19 protein-coding genes and 1 tRNA gene are annotated in these 18560 nt (G+C 72.3%); 13 read left to right on the forward strand and 7 right to left on the reverse strand.

The annotated features are described in order from the left end of the window. Positions 1 to 24 precede the first annotated feature (24 nt). The gene (locus FHL80_RS14385; RefSeq protein WP_138734085.1) at positions 25 to 681 is read right to left on the reverse strand and encodes a TetR family transcriptional regulator; all 657 of its coding nucleotides are present in this window, start codon (positions 679 to 681) and stop codon (positions 25 to 27) included. Between the two features lie 349 nt (positions 682 to 1030). On the opposite strand from FHL80_RS14385, the gene FHL80_RS14390 reads away from it, so the two are divergent. From FHL80_RS14390 to FHL80_RS25580, 3 genes are all read left to right on the forward strand, one after another. Continuing rightward, positions 1031 to 3007 carry a fibronectin type III domain-containing protein gene (locus FHL80_RS14390; protein ID WP_138734086.1) on the forward strand — a complete coding sequence of 659 codons (1977 nt, stop codon included), beginning with the start codon at positions 1031 to 1033 and terminating at the stop codon, positions 3005 to 3007. Between the two features lie 198 nt (positions 3008 to 3205). Continuing rightward, a complete protein-coding gene (locus FHL80_RS14395; protein ID WP_246078683.1) occupies positions 3206 to 4309 on the forward strand; it encodes a class E sortase in 1104 nt (367 codons plus the stop codon). Between the two features lie 8 nt (positions 4310 to 4317). Then, a complete protein-coding gene (locus FHL80_RS25580) occupies positions 4318 to 4476 on the forward strand; it encodes a hypothetical protein (protein ID WP_216870733.1) in 159 nt (52 codons plus the stop codon). An 80-nt stretch (positions 4477 to 4556) separates the two neighbouring features. Here the strand turns inward: FHL80_RS25580 and FHL80_RS14400 are convergent, their stop codons facing one another. Continuing rightward, positions 4557 to 6341: a helicase-related protein gene (locus tag FHL80_RS14400; RefSeq protein ID WP_138734087.1), complete on the reverse strand. Its 1785-nt coding sequence runs from the start codon at positions 6339 to 6341 to the stop codon at positions 4557 to 4559. Between the two features lie 416 nt (positions 6342 to 6757). Here FHL80_RS14400 and FHL80_RS14405 point away from each other — a divergent pair. The 3 genes from FHL80_RS14405 (at position 6758) to FHL80_RS14420 (ending at position 8709) form a co-directional block, all read left to right on the forward strand. Further along, positions 6758 to 6844, forward strand: a tRNA-Ser gene (locus FHL80_RS14405). A 586-nt stretch (positions 6845 to 7430) separates the two neighbouring features. Continuing rightward, positions 7431 to 7919 (forward strand): DUF3237 domain-containing protein, encoded by a 489-nt coding sequence (locus FHL80_RS14415; RefSeq protein WP_216870734.1) that lies wholly within the window; start codon positions 7431 to 7433, stop codon positions 7917 to 7919. A gap of 223 nt (positions 7920 to 8142) precedes the next feature. After that, positions 8143 to 8709 (forward strand): TIGR03086 family metal-binding protein, encoded by a 567-nt coding sequence (locus FHL80_RS14420; protein ID WP_216870735.1) that lies wholly within the window; start codon positions 8143 to 8145, stop codon positions 8707 to 8709. Between the two features lie 319 nt (positions 8710 to 9028). On the opposite strand, the gene FHL80_RS14425 is transcribed toward FHL80_RS14420, so the two are convergent. Then, the gene (locus tag FHL80_RS14425; RefSeq protein WP_138734090.1) at positions 9029 to 9637 is read right to left on the reverse strand and encodes an EXLDI protein; all 609 of its coding nucleotides are present in this window, start codon (positions 9635 to 9637) and stop codon (positions 9029 to 9031) included. A gap of 336 nt (positions 9638 to 9973) precedes the next feature. Between FHL80_RS14425 and FHL80_RS14430 the strand changes: the two genes are divergently transcribed. The 6 genes from FHL80_RS14430 (at position 9974) to FHL80_RS14455 (ending at position 15116) form a co-directional block, all read left to right on the forward strand. Further along, positions 9974 to 10465, forward strand: coding sequence for a hypothetical protein (locus FHL80_RS14430; protein WP_138734091.1), 492 nt, complete (start codon positions 9974 to 9976; stop codon positions 10463 to 10465). Positions 10466 to 11487: 1022 nt separating this feature from the next. Beyond that, positions 11488 to 11709: a hypothetical protein gene (locus tag FHL80_RS14435; protein ID WP_138734092.1), complete on the forward strand. Its 222-nt coding sequence runs from the start codon at positions 11488 to 11490 to the stop codon at positions 11707 to 11709. Next, entirely contained in the window at positions 11703 to 11990 is a 288-nt protein-coding gene (locus FHL80_RS14440; RefSeq protein ID WP_138734093.1) for a hypothetical protein, read from the forward strand. The genes FHL80_RS14435 and FHL80_RS14440 overlap by 7 nt, the downstream gene beginning before the upstream one ends. A gap of 667 nt (positions 11991 to 12657) precedes the next feature. Next, positions 12658 to 13596, forward strand: a complete 939-nt coding sequence (locus FHL80_RS14445) for a hypothetical protein (RefSeq protein WP_138734122.1) — start codon at positions 12658 to 12660, stop codon at positions 13594 to 13596. A gap of 383 nt (positions 13597 to 13979) precedes the next feature. Beyond that, a complete protein-coding gene (locus FHL80_RS14450; RefSeq protein WP_138734094.1) occupies positions 13980 to 14339 on the forward strand; it encodes an MmcQ/YjbR family DNA-binding protein in 360 nt (119 codons plus the stop codon). A 162-nt stretch (positions 14340 to 14501) separates the two neighbouring features. Then, the gene (locus tag FHL80_RS14455) at positions 14502 to 15116 is read left to right on the forward strand and encodes a maleylpyruvate isomerase family mycothiol-dependent enzyme (protein ID WP_138734095.1); all 615 of its coding nucleotides are present in this window, start codon (positions 14502 to 14504) and stop codon (positions 15114 to 15116) included. Here the strand turns inward: FHL80_RS14455 and FHL80_RS14460 are convergent. Next, positions 15078 to 15392: a Rossmann-fold NAD(P)-binding domain-containing protein gene (locus tag FHL80_RS14460; protein ID WP_216870736.1), complete on the reverse strand. Its 315-nt coding sequence runs from the start codon at positions 15390 to 15392 to the stop codon at positions 15078 to 15080. The genes FHL80_RS14455 and FHL80_RS14460 overlap by 39 nt on opposite strands. Before the next feature lie 429 nt (positions 15393 to 15821). Between FHL80_RS14460 and FHL80_RS14465 the strand changes: the two genes are divergently transcribed. After that, entirely contained in the window at positions 15822 to 16712 is an 891-nt protein-coding gene (locus FHL80_RS14465; RefSeq protein WP_216870737.1) for a GGDEF domain-containing protein, read from the forward strand. Positions 16713 to 16789: 77 nt separating this feature from the next. On the opposite strand, the gene FHL80_RS14470 is transcribed toward FHL80_RS14465, so the two are convergent. From FHL80_RS14470 to FHL80_RS26750, 3 genes are read right to left on the reverse strand one after another with little or no spacing between them, the layout of a single operon-like run. Further along, entirely contained in the window at positions 16790 to 17929 is a 1140-nt protein-coding gene (locus FHL80_RS14470) for an NAD(P)/FAD-dependent oxidoreductase (RefSeq protein WP_138734097.1), read from the reverse strand. Next, on the reverse strand, positions 17908 to 18348 hold the full coding sequence (locus tag FHL80_RS14475; RefSeq protein WP_246078684.1) for an LOG family protein: 441 nt from the start codon (positions 18346 to 18348) through the stop codon (positions 17908 to 17910). Before FHL80_RS14475 ends, FHL80_RS14470 begins: the two co-directional genes overlap by 22 nt. Continuing rightward, positions 18348 to 18476: a hypothetical protein gene (locus FHL80_RS26750; RefSeq protein WP_281283484.1), complete on the reverse strand. Its 129-nt coding sequence runs from the start codon at positions 18474 to 18476 to the stop codon at positions 18348 to 18350. The genes FHL80_RS14475 and FHL80_RS26750 overlap by 1 nt, the downstream gene beginning before the upstream one ends. Positions 18477 to 18560 lie beyond the last annotated feature (84 nt).

Consider the following 18560-nt stretch of genomic DNA (forward strand, 5'->3'; position numbering starts at 1 on the left):
GGGTGAGGGGTGCGGGGGTGCTGGTCACGAGTTCTCCTCCAGGGTGCGCGGAGCGGGGGTCACGACGCCGGACAGGCCGACCCAGGCCAGGTCGGTCAGCTGTGCGGCGAGTTGCGGGCGGGGCACGGGGCGGTCGGCGCGCAGCCACCAGTCGGCGGCGGCGCGGACCAGGCCGATGACGCCGTGGCCCCAGGCGGCGGACGGCGCGGTGTCCTGGCCGGCCCGGGCCAGGGAGTCGGCCACCAGGCGGCCCACCTCGTCGCCGACCAGCGTGGACAGGGTCCGGATCGGGTCGGTGCCGTCGTCGCCGGCCGGCGAGTGGGTGACGACGAACCGGTAGACCTCGGGATCGGCCTCGAGGAAGGCCAGGTAGGTGTCGACGGCGGCCGCGACCATCTGCCGGGGGTCGGAGCTGCTGCCGATCGCCTCGCGCAGCTTGCGGGTGAGCTGGGTGGCGACCCGCTCGCAGACCGCGACGTGGAGCTCGCTGCGGTCGGCGAAGTGCCGGTAGACGACGGTCTTGCTGGTGCCTGCCTCGGCGGCGATCTCCTCCATGCCGACCGCGGCGCCCGCCCGGCCGACCGCGGTCAGCGTGGCGTCGACGAGCTGTTCCCGGCGGGCCCGGCGGTGCTCGTCCCACCGTGAGTCACGTCGGTCGCGCCGCGTCGTCTCCGCCTTCACGCTACGGACGGTACGCGGTACTTCCGGTACCGCCAACGGCTCTCACCCTTTCGCAGGAAGCCCTCGGGCCGCGAGAGCAGGGCGTGGGTGGGCACCGCCGGCACCGGGCCCTCGCGGCATGGTTCGGCGGGGGATGTCGTGGCGGATCGACGCCAACAGGAGCGCGGTGTTGGTTGTCGGTTCTTGATAACAAAAAGGCCGAATCGCCGCATGTAACGATTCGGTAACGCGACGTAACACGGACTCGTGCCGAAGATGTGGCTCGCCTGTGCACGTGGTGTTGTCACTTCGCGCCCGGACGTCCGGGGCACATGCCACCCGGCAGTCCGGGTTGATTCGGGGAGACACCATGAGCATCAAGAGCCCTGCGCGGCGTTGGAGCGGCCTGCTGGCCGTCGGCACCATCGCTGCGTCCACCGCCGTGATGAGCATGACCGGGGTCGCTCAGGCCGCCCCGGGTGCCACCACCACGACGGGCGCGGACTGCGCTCCGGTCACCAGCGACCCGGCGGCGGACGCCCGTGCCGCCGCCGACAAGGCCGCCGCTGCTGCTGCCGCCGCCAAGACCGCCGCCGACAAGGCCGCTGAGGTCGCGACGATCGCCGCCACCGCAGCCAAGTCGGCCGACGCTGCGGCGAAGGCCGCCGCCACGACCGCCACCAATGCCGCCGCCGTCGCCAAGGCTGCTGCCGATGCGGTCGCCGCTGCCCAGACCGCGCTCGACGCCGCGAAGGCGGCCGACGTCTACTCCGAGGACCTCGCAGCAGCCCAGCAGTCGCTCGCCGGCGCCATTGAGAATGCCGCGAAGGCGCAAACCGCCTCAGAGGCTGCTGACGCGGCGGCTGCCGACGCTCAGACCAAGCTCGCGGAGGCGCACGCGGCAGAACTGAGCACCACCGCAGCGGCCCAGGACACCGCCGCCGAGGCCGCTGAGGCGAAGGCACTGTCCGAGAAGGCCGCCGCCGACGTAGCCCAGCTGGAAGCTGACGGAGCTTCCGCAGACGCCCTTACGACTGCCAAGACGACAGCCCAGCAGGCGGCTGAGGCCTACGCGCTCGCCCAGAGTGCCGCTGACTCCGCGTACCAGGCTGCTGTCACCGCCGCCACGGTGGCGAGCAAGGACTACAAGGCGTCCCAGGCTGCCGACGCCATCAAGGCCGAGATGGCCACGGCGCTCACGGATGCCCAGGCCGCCGTCACGGAGGCCCAGTCCGCCCTCAAGGCGACCGAAGCCGCAGCGGCCACCCCGGAGGGAATCGCCGCCAAGAAGGCCGTTGACGACGCTGCCGCTACCCTCACCGAGAAGAAGGCCGTGCAGGCGACTGCCGACACGGCGTCCAAGACCGCTGACGCCGACCTCGCCACTAAGCAGGCGGCCGCCACGGCCGCTGACACCGCGGCCGCCACGGCCAAGACGGACGCCGACAAGGCTGCTGCCGACGCCAAGACCGCTCAGGACGCCGCCGACAAGGCGGCTGCTGCCGCCGCGGTGTACGACCAGCCGACCTACACCGGTGGCGACTCGTCCGCCGCCATCGGCGCCATCGCTGCCGGCGACTGCGGCACCGAGGTCCCCGGCGTCGTCGTCGCCGCGCCGGTGAACGTGAAGGCCGTGGTGGGCACCTCCTCGATCAAGATCAGCTGGCATGCTCCGGCCGACACGACCGGCATCGCCGGCTACGAGGTCTTCGCCCTCCCGGGCGCCGAGCCGCAGAGCGACGCCGGCCTGCTCACCTGCGTCGTCGACGCCGACGGGCGCGCCTGCCTGCTGGGCGTCGAGGCCGGCCAGCAGTACACGGTCGGCGTCCACGCCTTCGACACCGAGGGCAACCTGGGTGAGTCCGGCGAGTTCCTGGTCACCGGCGTCGTCCCGGCCCCGACGGTCGCCAAGTCCGTCCCGGCCGGCAACGCCGAGCTGAAGTCGAAGGACGGGTCGGTCGACAAGGTCACCGCCGGCCAGAAGATGACCTTCGTCGGCAGCGGCTACCTGCCCTTCTCCACCATCACCCTGGTCGTCTACTCCGAGCCCCAGGTGGTCGGGACCGTCGTCGCCGACGAGTTCGGCAACTTCACCGTCGACGTGACCATCCCGGCGAACCTGGTCAACGGCGAGCACAGCCTGGTGGCCACGGGTGTGGACGCCGACGGCAACCCCTACGTCCTGCGCGCCGACTTCACGGTCACCGGTGGGGTCGCCTCCAGCGCCCAGCCGGGCGGCCTGGCCTACACCGGCGCCTCGATCGCGCTGCCCATGCTCGGTGGCCTCACCGCCGTCGGCGTCGGCGGTGGCCTGCTCGTCGCGGCGCGGCGTCGCAAGAACGCCTGATCCACACCGCCGGTAGGCGGTTCACCACCTGTCGGGCCCTGCTCCTCTCCGGAGCAGGGCCCGACTCGCGTCCCGGGCACCACATCCGTCCCCTGACACCTCGGTGGCCCCGCGGGGTGCCGGGGTGCGCGGCGGCGCTGACCTACGATTCGGAACGGCGCGCAGTCGTTGCGGGCAGCACGGGAACCGGGGGAGTGCATGGCGGACCCGGACCAGGGCCTCGAGACGGGCCGGACCCAGCGGTGGGACCGGGTCCCCGAGCTCGGCGGACCACCGCTCCCGCAGCGCCCGCCGGTGCCCCCGCGCCGCGTCGTGGAGCCGGTGGTCGTCGTCCGGGAACCTGAGGCGGAGGCGGACACCGCCCGGCACGCGCCGGCGTCACCGGTATCCGCCGCGGTCCCGCAGCCGCAGTCCGACGCCCGTTGGCAGACCCACCAGGGCGCTCCCTCCGTCGCTGACATGCACGTCGCCGGTACCCACGACGCCGACTCCGACGAGGACGGCGAGTGGGACGACGCGTGGGAGGACGACACCGACTGGGACGACGGCGACTGGGACGACGAGCAGCCCCGGCAGCGCGACCCGCTCTGGCGGGTGCTGGTCCGCGGCGCCGGCGAGCTGCTGGTGACCGCCGGGCTGGTCGTGCTGCTGTTCGTGGTCTACGAGGTCTACGTCACCGACCTGCTCAACGACCGCACGCAGGGCAACCTGGCCGAGCAGATCCACGACCAGTGGGACAAGGCCGCGGCGGCACCGGAGAACCTGGTGGCCCCGGCAGTGGGCAAGCCGCTGGCCGTCCTGCACATCCCGCGGCTCGGGGAGGACTACTCGCGGGTCGTCCTCGAGGGCGTCAGCGAGGAGCAGCTGGCGGAGGGGCCGGGGCACTACATCGGCACCGCCCTGCCCGGGCAGCAGGGGAACCTGGCGATCGCCGGGCACCGGGTCGGCAAGGGCTCACCGTTCCTGGACACCGACCAGCTCGTCCCCGGTGACCCGATCGTCGTGGAGACGGCGCAGAACTGGTACGTCTACCGGGTCCTCGGGGACGCCGCCACCGGCGACTACACGACCGACGCGAGCGGCATCCCCGGGCAGCAGATCGTCAAGCCCTCCGACGTCTCGGTGATCGCCCCGACCCCGGACGCCGCCGACGCCGCTCCCAGCGGGGCGTACCTGACACTGACCACCTGCCACCCCAAGTACTCGGCGCGGCAGCGGCTGATCGTGCACGCCGTGCTGGACGGCAGCCCGGTCAGCAAGGCCGACTTCCCCGATGGCCCGCCGGCCCTGACCGAAGGCTAAGGACCACCGTGTACGGCTTCATCTGGCGCCACCTGCCCGGCCCGACCGCGGCGAAGGCAGTGATCGCGCTGGTCCTGGTCCTGGCGGTCGTCGCGCTGCTGCTGTTCGTCGTCTTCCCGTGGGTCGAGCCCCGGTTGCCGTTCAACGACGTAACCGTCGACCACTGAAGGACCCCGCTGCCCCCCACGCCTCGCACGCTCGGCGCGGGCCCCTGCAGCGGGGCCGGAGAACGGGCCGAAGGGCGGGGTCAGCGGCCGCTGCGGCTGGGGCGTCGTCCCTGACGGGACCCCGACCGCGAACCGGGCCGGGGACGACGGGAGTCGCGGCCGCCGCCCTCCCGCGCGCCACGGCCAGCGGGACCGCGGGTGCTGCAGGGCCGGCAGGTGCTGAACCACGGGGCGATCGCGGTGCCGCACTCGCTGCACTTGCCGGAGCGACCCAGCGAGATCGCGCCGGGGAGCATCTCGGTGATCGTCTCGGAGCACTCCTCCTCGACCCAGGCGGCGTCGTCGCTGCTCAGCCCGGCGACCCCTGGGAACTGGCGGAGCAGGGTCTGCGCGTCGCGCGCGGCGGCCGCGGTCTGCTCGAACTCCTCGACGCTGCCGCCCACCGGGAGGTCGGGGAGGACCAGCTCCGGCGGCACCGGGAGCCCGACGGCGTGCTGCAGCGCGGCCTTGGCCAGCACCAGCCAACGGGTGCGCCGCGGCGGGTTGTAGTCGATCGCCAGGTTCACCAGCCGCCAGACGGTGTCCAGGTCACCGGCCGCACCGAGCGGGCCGCGCAGCAGCGGCAGCAGGGCGTGCACCCGCAGCACGAGGCTGGTCACGTCGTCCGCCGTCATCGCCTGGTCGCGGGTGGCGGCCCGGGCCCACGCCATCCACCGGGTCAGCGCCTCGGGCAGGTCCACGGCCTCGTGGGCGCCGAGGTCGGCGAGCTCCGGGCGCAGCCGGGGGGCCCGCTTGGGCAGGTCGCTCATCTCGTCACCGCGGGCCACCGCGGCACCGGCACCGACGAGCGCGGCGACCGGCTTGAGCCCGCTGATGCCGATCAGGATGCCGACCGAGCCGTGCCCGGTGAGCCCGTACCGGCCGGCGCGCCCGGCGATCTGGGCGGCCTCCCAGGTGCGCAGCGGCCGGAGCTCCTGGCCGTCGAACTTCGTCGTCTCGGCGAAGAGCACCGTGGTCGCCGGCACGTTGATCCCGTGGCCGATGACGTCGGTGGTCACCAGCACGTCGAGCTCGCCGGTGGTGAACCGCTCGATGACCTCGCGGCGGGTGGCCGGCGGCAGCGCGCCGTAGAGGACGCCGACCTTGCCCGGGCGGTGCTGGTCCAGCTCCGCGGCGACGGCGTAGACCGTCTTGCGGGAGAAGGCGACGACCAGCGTCTGCGGTCGGACGGCCTCCGGCCGGACCGGGCCACGGAGGACGTCGAGCCGGGACAGCCGCTTGTGGTTGACGACCTCGACGTGCTCGGCGTCGGCGACCAGCGGCTTGAGGACCAGGTAGGCCTCGGCCGCGGAGATCAGGTGCATCTCCCGGTACTCGCCGGTCAGGAGCAGGCGTGCCCAGTGGTGGCCGCGGTCGGCGTCGGTGACCCAGTGGGCCTCGTCGAGCACCAGCATCTCGCCGCGGTCGGGAGCCTTCTCCACGGTGCAGCAGACGATCGGCGCGTTGGGGTCGATCTCCTCCTCACCGGTGGAGAGGCCGACGGTGCCCTCCGGCAGCTGGGCGGAGAGCTTGGCGTAGGCCTCATGGGCGAGCTGCCGCAGCGGGGCGGCGTAGACGCCGGAACCCATGGCGGCCAGCGCCTGCAGCGACTCGTAGGTCTTGCCGGAGTTGGTCGGGCCGAGGTGGAAGACGACGTTCTCGGGCCGGGTGGCTCGGGTGGGGAGCTCGGGGGCGGCGCCGTCGACCCAGATCTGCTGGGCGCGCTTCTCGTCGCGGGCGGCGGTCCGGTCGGCCTCGCGAGTGGCGGCCTCGCGCGAGGCGCTGCGCTCACGGCGACGGGAGGAGGAGTGCTGCGGGGCGGTCACAGACAGGGAGTGTCCTTCGGTGAGGGGCAGGCGGTGGGAGGTCGACGCGCGCGTACACGGACCTTCATGGATGTGGAACACCGCCGTCCCGCACATCATGCCCGATGAAGAGAGTGCAGTGGTCCCTGAGGGATCGTGGGCACATCCTGACCACCATGAGGCCGTCCGCGGCACCGGATCGGGCGTGACACTTGGCGGGATGTACCGGTGAACTGCACCGATGTACACAGGTTTCGATCGGACAACGCTCCGCAACGTCGGCTCGGCGGGCGGTGGGTGCGCTGGAGGCGAGTGGTCAGGTGTCCCAGAACCCGGCCGTCCGGGTGACGAGCCCGGCGTTCCGGGCACCATCCCCCAGGAGCTCGATGTGCGGGCCGGAATCCTTGCGGGCCGGGGCGCTAGCCTCAACGCCGCCGGGAGGGCTCGCCTAGTGGCCGATGGCGGCGGTCTTGAAAACCGCTATGGGGTGAAACCCATCGTGGGTTCGAATCCCACGCCCTCCGCTCCGAGCAGCGGTTTGCGTTGGTGCGACGGGGCGCTGGGCTCCTTGACGGAGCTCAGCGCCCGCGTCGTGCCCGCGGCGTGCCCGTACGGTTCACGCTCGTGCCCGCCGCGAGGCGACCCAGCCGTGCCGCGACCTCGGCGTCTCGTCGCTCTGCTGCGTGCTGGTGGATCATCGCTGCCCGCGATGAGGAGTGGCCGGCCCGCCGCATCTCCTCGGCGAGCGTGGCTCCGCTCCGGGCCGCCAGCGTCAGGCCGGCATGGCGGAGGTCGTGCAGGTGGACGAGCGGGCCTGCTCCCCGCCGCCGATGATCACGACCGTGGGCGCCGCCGGAGGGTGCTACGCGTCCCTTCGGGATGGGCCTCCGGCCCACCCTTCCCCCGTCACCCACGACCCGCGAGAGGTCAGCTGCGGGAAGCAAGCGAGGATCTGGGAACGGTGCGTGGGGTCAGCGCCAGGTCCGTGACACCGCCCTGAGGGCGGCTTCGGGGACACCCCTGACAGCACGGACTGGCGCACCGCCGGCGCTCCCCGGCGCAGGGCGGGCCTCCTACAATCGACACCTCGAACGCACCCAAGGCGGAGTCATGGCAGACAACGCACCCGCAGCTCAGCTCGTCGAGGAGTTCGCCTTTTACGCCGATCTTGACGTGGTCATGGTCGGGCCTGGGCCATTCGGGCAACGCGCCATTGCCACGATAACGGGCGGGGAGCTCACCGGTGAGCGCCTCAAGGGTGCACTCGTGGGAGCCGGCGCCGACTGGAGCCTCATCGGCCCTGACGGTTACCTCCGTGTCGACGTTCGAACAACCCTGCGGACCCTCGACGGCGCCCACATCTACTTCCAGTACTCCGGGTTCATCGAAGTGACGCCGGCCTTCGTCGCTCTCAACCGTGGCGAGAACGTGTCAACCGACTTCGGGGATCAGTACTTCTTCACCAGCCTCCGTCTCGAGACTGGTGACGAGCGCTACTCCTGGGTCAACCACACGATGTTCCTCGGGCAGGGCCGGCTACTCTCTGGACCCCGCGTGGACTATCGGGTGTATCGGGTGACCAACGCTCCAGAGCAGTAGAACGCAGCTCGCCGCGCGGGAGCCGGCCTCCGAGACGGCTCCCTCACCGTGTCCCTGAATGGGCCGCTATGGGACAGAGGGCGGCTTCAGGGACATTCCTTGGTCGTTCTCACAATCAGGCGACTGGATGGCCTCCGGGTGTACCAGGGCCGGTACGAATTCATTGCCGTCGGCAGCAGGATCGGGTAGAGATCCTGGACCTGAACAGTGGGGAGGTCCGAGCATGGATCCGATTGCCGCCCTCGACGCCTCCGCCGCCCGAGTCGTGCAATTGGTCGGGCAGGTGGATCGGTCGCAGTGGTCCCGTGCCACGCCTTGTGCGGACTGGAACGTCCGCGAACTCGTCGGACACCTGATCGCCACCATGCTCGGCCACGTTGACCTGCTGCACGGTGCTCCAGCGAGCGACCTGGCCACCCTCATCCAGCAGCAGGCCCTAGCGGGAGGCAACGACCTCCTGACGGCCGTCGCCGACGCGGCGACAGCTGTCCGTGCCGCGTTCACCGAGCCGGGGGCCCTGGAACGCACGGTGCACCACTTCATCGGCGACGTGCCCGGCAGCCGCCTGCTGGACATTCGCACAACCGAGAACGTCCTGCACGGCTGGGACCTGTCCACAGCCCTCGGCTTGCCCGCCACGATCGACGACGCCCTGGCCGATCACGTCTACCAGTACCTCGCCCCCAGAGCTGAGTTGCTCCCTTCCACCGGCTACTACGCCCCGCCGAAGCGGACCCCGGCCACCGATGCAGGGGTCCAGGAGCGACTGCTCGCCCTGGCCGGTCGCTGACTCCCCACTGCGTGAACTCAGATCAGACACTCGTAGATGCCCGCTGTGCGACTCGCTCGGCTCGCCCTGAACGGGCCGCAAAGGGACAGGGGGCGGCTTCAGCGACTCGTGTCCGTCGACGGCGGGACCGGCCCCTGGCGTAGCGCCGCCCAGATCTTCTGCCCAGCGCCCGTCGCCCTCCAGGCGGCTTCAAGGCGACGTTCCACGCGCTCGAGGGCGACACGCCTCCCGCCTGCAGGAGGGGCCGGCTCTCCACCGGGAGACGGCTCGGGCCGGCGCCACTCAGCGGTCCAACCGGACTCGCACCGCCTGGCCAGGATCAGATGTCGAGGTCCTCGACGTCGGGGCCGCCACCCTTTCCGGTGAGGTTGTCGTAGAAATCGGCCGGCATCTTGTCGCGCAACTCCTCGAGGCTGTCGGCGACGTCGAGGGCTTCCTCGGTCGGGCCCCACCACGAGCCGCGGGAGACCTCGCGGCGGAGAGTCTCCTTGAGTCCCTGCTTGAAGTCGCGCCAGTTCTCGGCCGGATTGCCGCCGCGCTCGCGGTCCCAGCGGTCCCAGTCCCAATGCCAGCCGCCGCGCCAGGTCTCCGGGTCCGACCACGCCGCCCAGTCGGGCATCCGACTGGTGTGCAGCGCGAATTTCTCTTTCGGGGTCCGGTAGACCCGGAACCGCTCGATGCGCCGGTCGGCGGTGGGGTGTCGCCACTCGCCGAGCAGGACGCCGGAGAACCGCTGCTCGCGGCGGTCGGGGCCGCTGCCGGCCCGCACCGTCACCTGCTCGTAGCCACCCTGGCGGGCCTCCTCAGCGTCGACGAACCGGCGAAGGGCCCGGGACACGGCCGCGGAGAGGTTTCCGCCGGCCAGGGCCTGGGCCCGCTCGTACAGCGCAATGTCGTCGTCGGACACGTAGATCGTCTTGTTGGGCATCCGGGCTCCTCCGCTTTGCCGTCACCAGGGTGGGTATACGTATACAAGTATTGGACCGGCTCTCGGCTCATCGGTCAAGAGGGGCTGGACGGGCGCTGGCCGCGAGCGTGGCGAGAGCCATGCCCGACGTGGTGTCCCCGATAGGGTCGGCGCGAGCGCGCCTGTCTCGGGTACCGGACAGCGTGGCCGGGATCTTCCGAGCGGTGTCGATGAACGTGCGGGAGCGCCTGCGTACAGGTGTCCCGGGTGCGCTCGAGCAGCGGGACAAGGCATTGGTGGCCGTGCTGCGAGCCACGCTCGCTGCTCCGGACAACGCTGAAGCGGTCGCGCTCACGGATGATCAGGAGCCTCGCGCTGCAGGAGACCCCGGTCGGGGTCGGTGTCCTGGAGGTCGCGCGCCGAAAGCTGTCGGATGAGGACATGGAGCTTCTCGTACGCGCCGCGATCGACGAGCGGCAGACGGCGGCACGGGGCTACGAGCAGGCGGCGAGCACCAGGGCGGTCGGCGACTGCGCCATGGGGTCGACACGCCCACCGCCGTCGCCGCACTGCCCCACGCATCCGAGACGCCGCCGGACGACCGAACCCAATGACTTGACCGCTGACATCGCCGCAGCCTTCATCCGAGGGCTGATCAACGTCACCCCGAGCTGCCTGAAGTCAGTACACCTCTTGCGCGTGCGGTACGACTCGACCGGGACCCGTCGCGGGCGACGTAGCGACGGTGCTCCCTGCGAGGGGCTGGCTGGGGGCAATACATGTGCCGGCCATGATCTTGATCAATCGTGGGAGGCGGGCATGGCGCGCGCGCACGACGACGGGCCTTGATCAGATTGGGCGGCTGGGGTGGGCGCGGTGATCGGCGCTGTCAATGCCTCCGGGATCACCTCCACAGGCAGACTGGCAGCGGCCGCTGGGAGCGGCCCTTCCGCAGCGGACAGATCGCACCCCACGGCGGGCCCTGAGTGCTGGCTCAGCGCGACGTCAACCGGAGCGGCACCCGTGGTGCTCCCATGACCACCGAGACCCGTGGCAGCGGTCATGGTGACGCCGTTGTGTTCACGTGGCTGGTGGGTCGTAGTGCGACGAGCAGCGCGCAGACGGTGGAGCCATCCCGGGCGCCACTGACCAGCCCCGCCGCCTCCGGCCGGGGCCGGCCCGGGGCCGCTCTTTGGGCAGATGGCTGCGGCCGCCCGACCTTGGCTGGTGATGCCGGCGGGATGGATGCGCAGTTCCGGAACGGAGGTCACTCGAGCAGCGTGCCGACCGTATTCATCAGACCAGTCAGCCGCGATCGGCAGCGTGTCCATCCAGACATCCCGGTCGTCGACGTCGGGCGCGCGGTGCCGCGCCCGGGTTGGACCCGACCGGATCACCGGCCGGGCACTGGGCACACGTTCATCGGCGTCTGCGCCGTAGGTCTGCGCCACACCTCTGTCATCGGCAGTCCTCCGCCGCCGTGGGACAGACTCTGGTCCCCCTGATGCACACCGAAGGCCGCGCCAACTGCTCTCGGGGACTGCTCCCACCAACAGCTTCCGACTCAAGCTTGCCTCGCCCTGTCAGCTCAGACGGACTCCCCGGTGGCCTCGTTCGTCGTCCCCGGGTCTGTCGTTCCCGGGGTCTGTCGTGCTCGGTTCGGGTGTCAAGGGCGCCAGCAGTGTGACGGTAGTTCGCCGACGACTGATGCCCAAAGCGGCTCCTGCACTGGCGAATGTCGGCAGTTGTGGGCTGGCCGACACGCACGAGTGGACCGCCGAGGTCGGCGAGCAGTTCCGTAGATGCCGCCCAGGGCACCTCGCGCCCGGACCCGACAGCTGTCAGATGCGCCAACCGCTGCGCGACTTCGCGTGCGGCTCAAGCGTCTGGCGGTGCTCCCAAAGCTGGCCACCGAACTGGTCGACGAGGCCGCCGGCCGCTCGCACCGCAGCGACGCGGTCACCGGGCGGACCGGCGGGCCGGCGGGCAATGCCCGGCTGACCGCCTGGACCGGCCTGCTGCTGCTCGTGCTCTTCCTCGCCGAGCTGTCACGCTCCTCGACGTCCGGGGGCTCATCAGCTGGCACGTGCTGAAGACGGCGGTCACCGGCTGGCGGATGCTGCGCTGCTACGCGCGGGGACGGACGGACCGGGCGGCGGGGCCGCTGAACCGGCCGCTGCGCATCCTGGGCCCGTTCGTCGTCCTGGCGACGCTCGCGCTGCTGGGTTCCCGCCTGACCCTGATGGCACTCGGCGAGCAGCGCAGCCGCAGCAGTTCGATACCGCTCTTCGGCGACTGGGGCGGCGCAAGCAGAACCCCGGCGCCACCGGCCCGGTGCCGGGGCGGACGGCGCGCGTTGCCGTCCTCGTGCTGACCGTGGCGGTCGCCGCCGGGACCGCGGCGCTGATCCTGCCGGCCGCCTCCAGCTGGAAGAACGACGACTCCGGCCCGTGGTTGCGGTGTCGATGGCCGCTACGGCGATCGCCGTCGCCCAAGGCCCTGTCGCAGGTCTCGCCGATCCCGCAGTCCGGTGGCCTTCAGAACGCTGATGAGGTCGGGCGGGCCTCGGGTGATGGCGCGGTCGTCGTGGGTGAGGGCAGCGCGGAGCCGGTGCTCGCCTCGCGCTCGTCATGCCGACTGAGCGGTGGTCCAGACGGGGGCCCCGCGCGCCACGCCGATCCGGCAGGGAGAACCGGAGGTCACCGACCGCGTGGTGCGCTCACCGAGCGGAGACAGGGCAAAAGTGCAGGTCGAGGCTGTCGTTCTGTCGACACGTCGGCACCGGGGAGGGTGGTCACCGGCGCTCCGGGAGGCTCGCACAACGATTGGGTGACGGCGACGTGCGCGGCCCTTCGTGAAGGCCTCTGCCACACCCGTGACCGCCATACGTTTCCGGCTGTCCGCGGTACTTCCCGCCGCGACGGACTCCCGAGGAGAAGCCGCGTGCAACTGCCCGCGTCACCGCGCACCCACCCCGCCACCGACGATGGACAGGTGGCGTCCTACGAGCTGCTCGCGCCTGTGCGCAGGGGCCACGCGTGATGCTCTTCTGGCCGACGGTCTCGGCGCTCGGCTTCCTCCTCCTTGCCGGCCTGGTGATCGCCCTCGGCGTGAGCTCCACCGCGCGGTACGAGTTCGAGCGCAACCGGGTGCAGGGCCAACGGCGGCAGGCGCCCGTGCCCGCCATGGCCGGCGTTGCCGCCGTCACCGACGAAGGCAAGGCTTCTGCGGCGACCAGTGACCAGCCGCGGCCGCTGAGCGGGTCGGCCGCTTCTGAGCAGGTGGCTCCAGACGAGTCAGCTCCCGGCGAGGGAGTCGCCGGGTACGCCCTGGAGGGGCAGGGGGCGCTCGGCAGCGTCGCCACCTTGCCGCAGGCACGCCCGGCCGGGCAGCTCGTCGACGGTCGGCCGACGCCGGCCTGGTGGCTGGTGACCGAGGAGGACAACCGGGTGGTCGCCGGCCCCTTCGCCGACCGGGTGGAGGCGGACTGGGCCAGCCTCGCCGGCATGGCGGGTGCGTCGGCGCACGCGGTGCACGGCGTGCGGCGCACGGACGGTGGGGTGACGCGGCGGCAGACACCTGAGGACCGGGCTTGGCTGACCGAGCTGGGCGATCAGCTGGACCGGCTGCCGGAGGACTGGGACGAGTGGCTCGTCGATGACGACCCGACGGTCACGCTCGTGGTCGAGGTGGCCGCGGCGCTCGTCGAGGCCGGCCTCCCGCTGCACGACTGCGCGGGCGAGGGTGCGGCGGGTGGGGTGTGCCTCACGCCGGAGCCCGGGTGCGCCGGCGTGCTGATCAGCTGGCACCAGCACGACCGGATGAGCCGCGACCAGGTCCGCGGTGCCGGCATGGTCACCGCGGTGCAGCGGACGATGAACGCCGCGGTCGCCGAGTGCATGGAGCAGCTGGGCTTTCTGGTGGCGCCGTTCGGCTCGTCGAACTGCCTTCTGGTGACCGACGGTCGGACCTCGTGGTGAGGCGGCGCCCGGGAGGCTCCCGTCGTGCCCGCTACCTGCCCGTACGGCGGGCACGCAGGGGTGATCGACGGTTGAGCGCGGTGACTCGAGAGCGGACCTGACCTGCGCAAACACATGTGCGCCCTGGTCAGCGGTACGCGGGGAGCGAACTCGAGAACCGCTACGGGGTGACACCCATCGTGGGTTCGAATCCCACGCCCTCCGCTCTCATCAGCAGGTGCGTGCCAGTCCGAGCGGGTGAATGCGGTGACCGATGACTCCGGCCCGCCGTCGCAGTCATTCCTGTGTGTCCGACGCAGCACGGGCGAACTCCGGTGAACCGGACGAGCAGGCCACGGCGGCAGTGACGGGCGGCCTGCCGGCCATGACGGACGGGTCCTGACATGGCGGTGATCGAGGACGTCCGGCCGCTGGGTGCCGGACTGGAGCGCTCCTACCCGGTGTACGTGCGCGGCAGGTTGAAGTTCCGCGTCGAGCAGATCGTCTACGTGGCTTTCTCCCTCGACGAGACCGTGATGGGCTTCGCGTTCCCCAAGGAGGAGCGGGAGGCGCTGGTCCTGGGTGAGCCGCACAAGTTCCAGCTGCCGACGGCGTCGGACATGCGGTTCAACTGGGTCCACGCGGACCTCGCTGCACTCGACCCGACCGAAGCCCGCGAGCTCGTCGTCGACGCGTGGCGCATGGTCGTCCCGAAGAAGCTGTCGCGCGCCTACGACCTCCGCCATCCGGTCGACCCGGGCTGACACCTGGGCACCAGGACGACCGCGGAACAGCCTGTCGAGTCACCATCTTCCTCAACCTGTGGGTTGACCACGGCTCGGTGACCCGACTAACCTGTTGTCAACCGATGGGTTGAGGACGATGACCTCGATCCGCTCGACGGACTGTTCGCGAAGGGACCTCCGATGACATCCGCCCCCCAGAGTCCGGCCCAGCAGCACGCCCACGACGCGGCCCGGTTCACCGAGCTGGTCCGGTCCGCCTCAGCCGCCGACTGGACCCGATCCAGTCCGGTCGCGGGGTGGACGGCTCTCGACGTCGTGCAGCACCTGGTCGAGTGGTCCCGCGGCTTCCTCATGGGTGCCGGGATCGACCTCCCGGCCCTGGACGTCGCCGCTGACCCCGTGGCCGCCTGGGAGCAGCACGTCACCGACATCCAGGCCGTCCTCGACGATCCCGCCGGACGGGTGCTCAGCAACCCGCACACCGGCGACAAGCCGGTGGACGAGGCGATCGACCAGTTCTACACCGCCGACGTCTGGATGCACTCCTGGGACCTCGCCAAGGCGCTCGGTCGCGAGCCCGACCTGGGCCAGGAGCGGTGCAGCGCCGTGCTGGCCGCCATGGAGCCGATGGAGCAGCTGCTGCGCGACAGCGGGCAGTTCGGTCCCGCTGTGCCCGTCGACCACGACGCCTCCCCTCAGGACAGGCTGATCGCCTTCATCGGCCGCGACCCGGCCTGGCGACCCGGCGATGGGGCGTCACGGACGAGCGTCCCGGCCCGGGACGCGGTCGGCTGAGGACCACCGGGCGGCGGCCTGGTACATGCCGGGGAGGAAGCGGGCGACGAACTCCGGCCGGCCGGCCGCGACCTGGGCGGCGACCCACTCGTCCTCGCCGGCCACCACCCGGGCGATGGTCCGCCCGGTCAGCTCGGGCGCCATCGCCGCTACCCCGTCGAACGTCGGCGCCGCGCTCGCGGTGAGCGTCGTCGGGCCGTCGTACGCGCCGTTCGAGGCGAGGACGACCGCGGGCCTCGGCGGCGTCCTCGCGCGCCGTCCAGGACACGGGTCCATCGGCCGGGAGCGACGGTGAGCAGCGACTCCTGGCCGAGTGGCTCGACCGCGTCGTCGGCGCCCCCTCGCCCGACGCCACGAGCTGATCTCGTCCACCGGGGAGAGCTCGCCCGGTCCGGGGGGATAGGCGGCCCCGCCGGCCGGTTGGTTCGACCGACGGAGCCTCGCCCGCACGATCTCCCGGGAAGGACCGCGCAGACTCCGTTCAGTGTTCTCCTCGGAGGGGCAGACCAGCCACCCGGCGCGGGCCCGCGCCCGGAGCGTTCGAGGGCCGCGACCGGAGCGACGTTCGGCGCCTCACCCCTGAGGGTCCTCCGCTGAAAGATCGTGCCCCAGCATGTTGGGGCGACTGCCGATCCCAGGGACATGCGCATCCCGCGGACCACGAGGGCGCGAGACCCTCCAGCAGCAGCCAGGACGGCGGTCCTGGTGCTGCTGGTCTGCGCCGTCGTCCTGGTGGTCTTCTCCTTCTTCGGCCCCAACGCCGTGTCGGCGACCGGGATCATGGCGTCCTGGATCAGCGCGGCACTGCTCGTGGCCCTCGCCGTGGCCTTCCGGCTCACGGCGCCGGAGCGGATCGACAGCCGAGGTGGCTACGTGCTCATCGCGGTCATCGGGGTCACCCTCTGCTGCGGGATGAACTGGGTGACCAGCGACCCGTCGGCCGACGCGCAGGCGTTCCTCGCGTTCCCGGTGCTGTGGGCCGGGGTGCACCTGCGCCGGGGCGCCGTCACCCTCGTCACCGCGCTGGCCATCGGCGGTGACGGGATCGTGCTGTTCCACCTCGAGCCGGTCGGCAACGCCGTCACCGACCTCAGCTTCTCCGGTGCCGTGCTCGCCGTCATGGCCGTGATGCTGGTCCGTGCGGGGGAGACCCAGGAGGGGCTGGTCGCGATGCTCCAGCAGCAGGCCAGCGTCGACTCGCTCACCGGGCTGGTGAACCGCCGGGTGCTCGACGAGGCACTGTCCCTGGCGCTCAGCACCCGGCCCACCGGGCAGGGCACCGCGCTGGTGATCGTCGACGTCGACTCGTTCAAGTCCATCAACGACCAGCACAGCCACCCGGTCGGCGACGACGCCCTGGCGCACATCGCCGGGGTGCTCCGCTCGGTGCTGCGCGCCGGCGACGGGGTGCTCAGCCGGATGGGCGGCGACGAGCTGGCCGTGCTGCTGCCCGACTGCCCCGCCGACGTGGCGGTCCGGCGGGCCACGGACGTGCTGGACGCCGTCCGTGCCACACCGCTGGTCCTCCCGGACGGCGGACTGCTCGCCATCCCGGTGAGCCTCGGCGCCGCCTGGGTCTTTGATCAGGTCACCTGATCAAAGGGCGTCCTCCCTCACCAGCGTTGGTGCGGGAGGACGCCTTCTGATCAGGTGACCTGATCCACGCCATGAAGCTAGAACAGCCGGCGGACCGTGGCGGCGAGCGTCCGGGCGGTCAGCCGGCCGTCGGCCAGGCCCAGCGCGACGACGTCGTCGAACACCCGCTGCTCGTCCACGGCCGCCCGCACGGCGGCGTCCATGAGCACCGGCCACCGGCTCAGCTGGGACGCGACGCCCGACGACCGCAGGTGCGCACCCAGCCGCTGGTCCAGCGCCCGCTGCAGCACCTGCCCGGCCTGCGCCCCGGCCGCCGACGCCGCCCCGGCGAGCGCGCCGGACAGCACCGCGTAGAAGATCCCCTCGCCGGTCAGCGGGTTGATCAGGGACTGCGCGTCCCCGGCCAGCAGCACCCGCCCGCCCGGCAGCCGCGGCCGGCCGGTCGACAGCGGCAGCCGGTGCGCCCGCAGCCCGGTCGGCTCGACCCCCGGCAGCATCCGGTGCAGCCCGGCGACGAGCTCCGCGCGGGTCACCCCGCCCGAGACGAGCTCCCCGTACCCCACGTTGGCCCGCCCGTCGCCGAGCGGGAACGACCAGGCGTACGCCGGCCAGCGCTGCTCCGTCGTCGTCACCACCTGCACGCCGTCCATCCCCGGCAGCACGGGGGCGTAGCCGCGGATCGCGACGGCCAGCCGGTCCGGCCGGTTCGGGAGCACACCCAGGGCCCGGCGGACGACGGACTCCGCGCCGTCGGCACCGACCAGCACGGGCGCGCTGAACCGGCCGTCGACCTCGACGTGCGTCGGGTGGACGACGACCGAGCGCACCGTGTGCCGCTGGAACCGGGCGCCGCCGGCCAGCACCTGATCGAGCAGCCGCCCGTCGAGCACCGCCCGCGGGACGACGACCGACGGGCGCGCCGTCTCCCGCTCGACCGTCGTCCCGCGCGGGCTGCGCAGCCGGAGCCGGGGGACGGTGGGGAAGCCGTCGGTCAGCGCAGCGACGTCGATGCCGAGAACGGCCAGCACGTCCAGCGCCTCGGGGGCGATCCCGTCGCCGCAGACCTTGTCCCGCGGGAAGGCGGCGCGGTCGAGCACCAGCACGTCGGCGTCCGGACGGGCCCGGCGGACGGCGGCGGCACACGCGGCACCGGCCGGGCCGCCCCCGACGACGAGGACGTCCGCGCGCTCCGTGCTCAGGCGGCCGGCGGGGTCCACTTGCGGGCCGGGTGCTCGTAGTCCCCGACGAAGGCCAGCAGCCCGGCCGCGTCGTGCACCACGCCGAGCGCCTCGAGCCGATTGGCGGCGAGGTAGCCGTCGTCGACCATCCGGCGCAGCTGGGTGAGCTGCGGCTGCCAGAACCCGTCGACGTCGAGGAACGCCGTCGGCTTGGCGTGCAGGCCGAGCATCCCCCAGGTCCAGGCCTCGAACAGCTCCTCCAGCGTGCCGGCGGCGCCGGGCAGCGCGACGAAGGCGTCGGCGAGCTCGGCCATCCGGGCCTTGCGCTCGTGCATCGTCTGCACGACCTCGATCCGCGGCAGGCCCGGGTGCGCCAGCTCGTCGTCCACCAGGTGCTGCGGGATCACCCCGACCACCTCACCGCCAGCGGCCAGCGCGGCGTCGGCGACGACGCCCATCAGCCGACGTGCCCGCCGCCGTAGACGATGCCGATCCCCGCCCGGGCCAGCTCACCGGCGAAGGTCGCGGCGGCCTGCTGGTGGGACGGCGGCCCGGCCTGGGACCCGGTGAAGACGGCGATGCGCACGCCGCGACGGTATGCGCATCGCCGTTCCGGCCCCCCTGCAGGGTCCCGCCGCGAGCGTGCGAGCGGTGGGGGGCAGGGGGGTCC

Source organism: Modestobacter excelsi (genome assembly GCF_005930495.1).
Lineage (GTDB): Bacteria > Actinomycetota > Actinomycetes > Mycobacteriales > Geodermatophilaceae > Modestobacter > Modestobacter excelsi.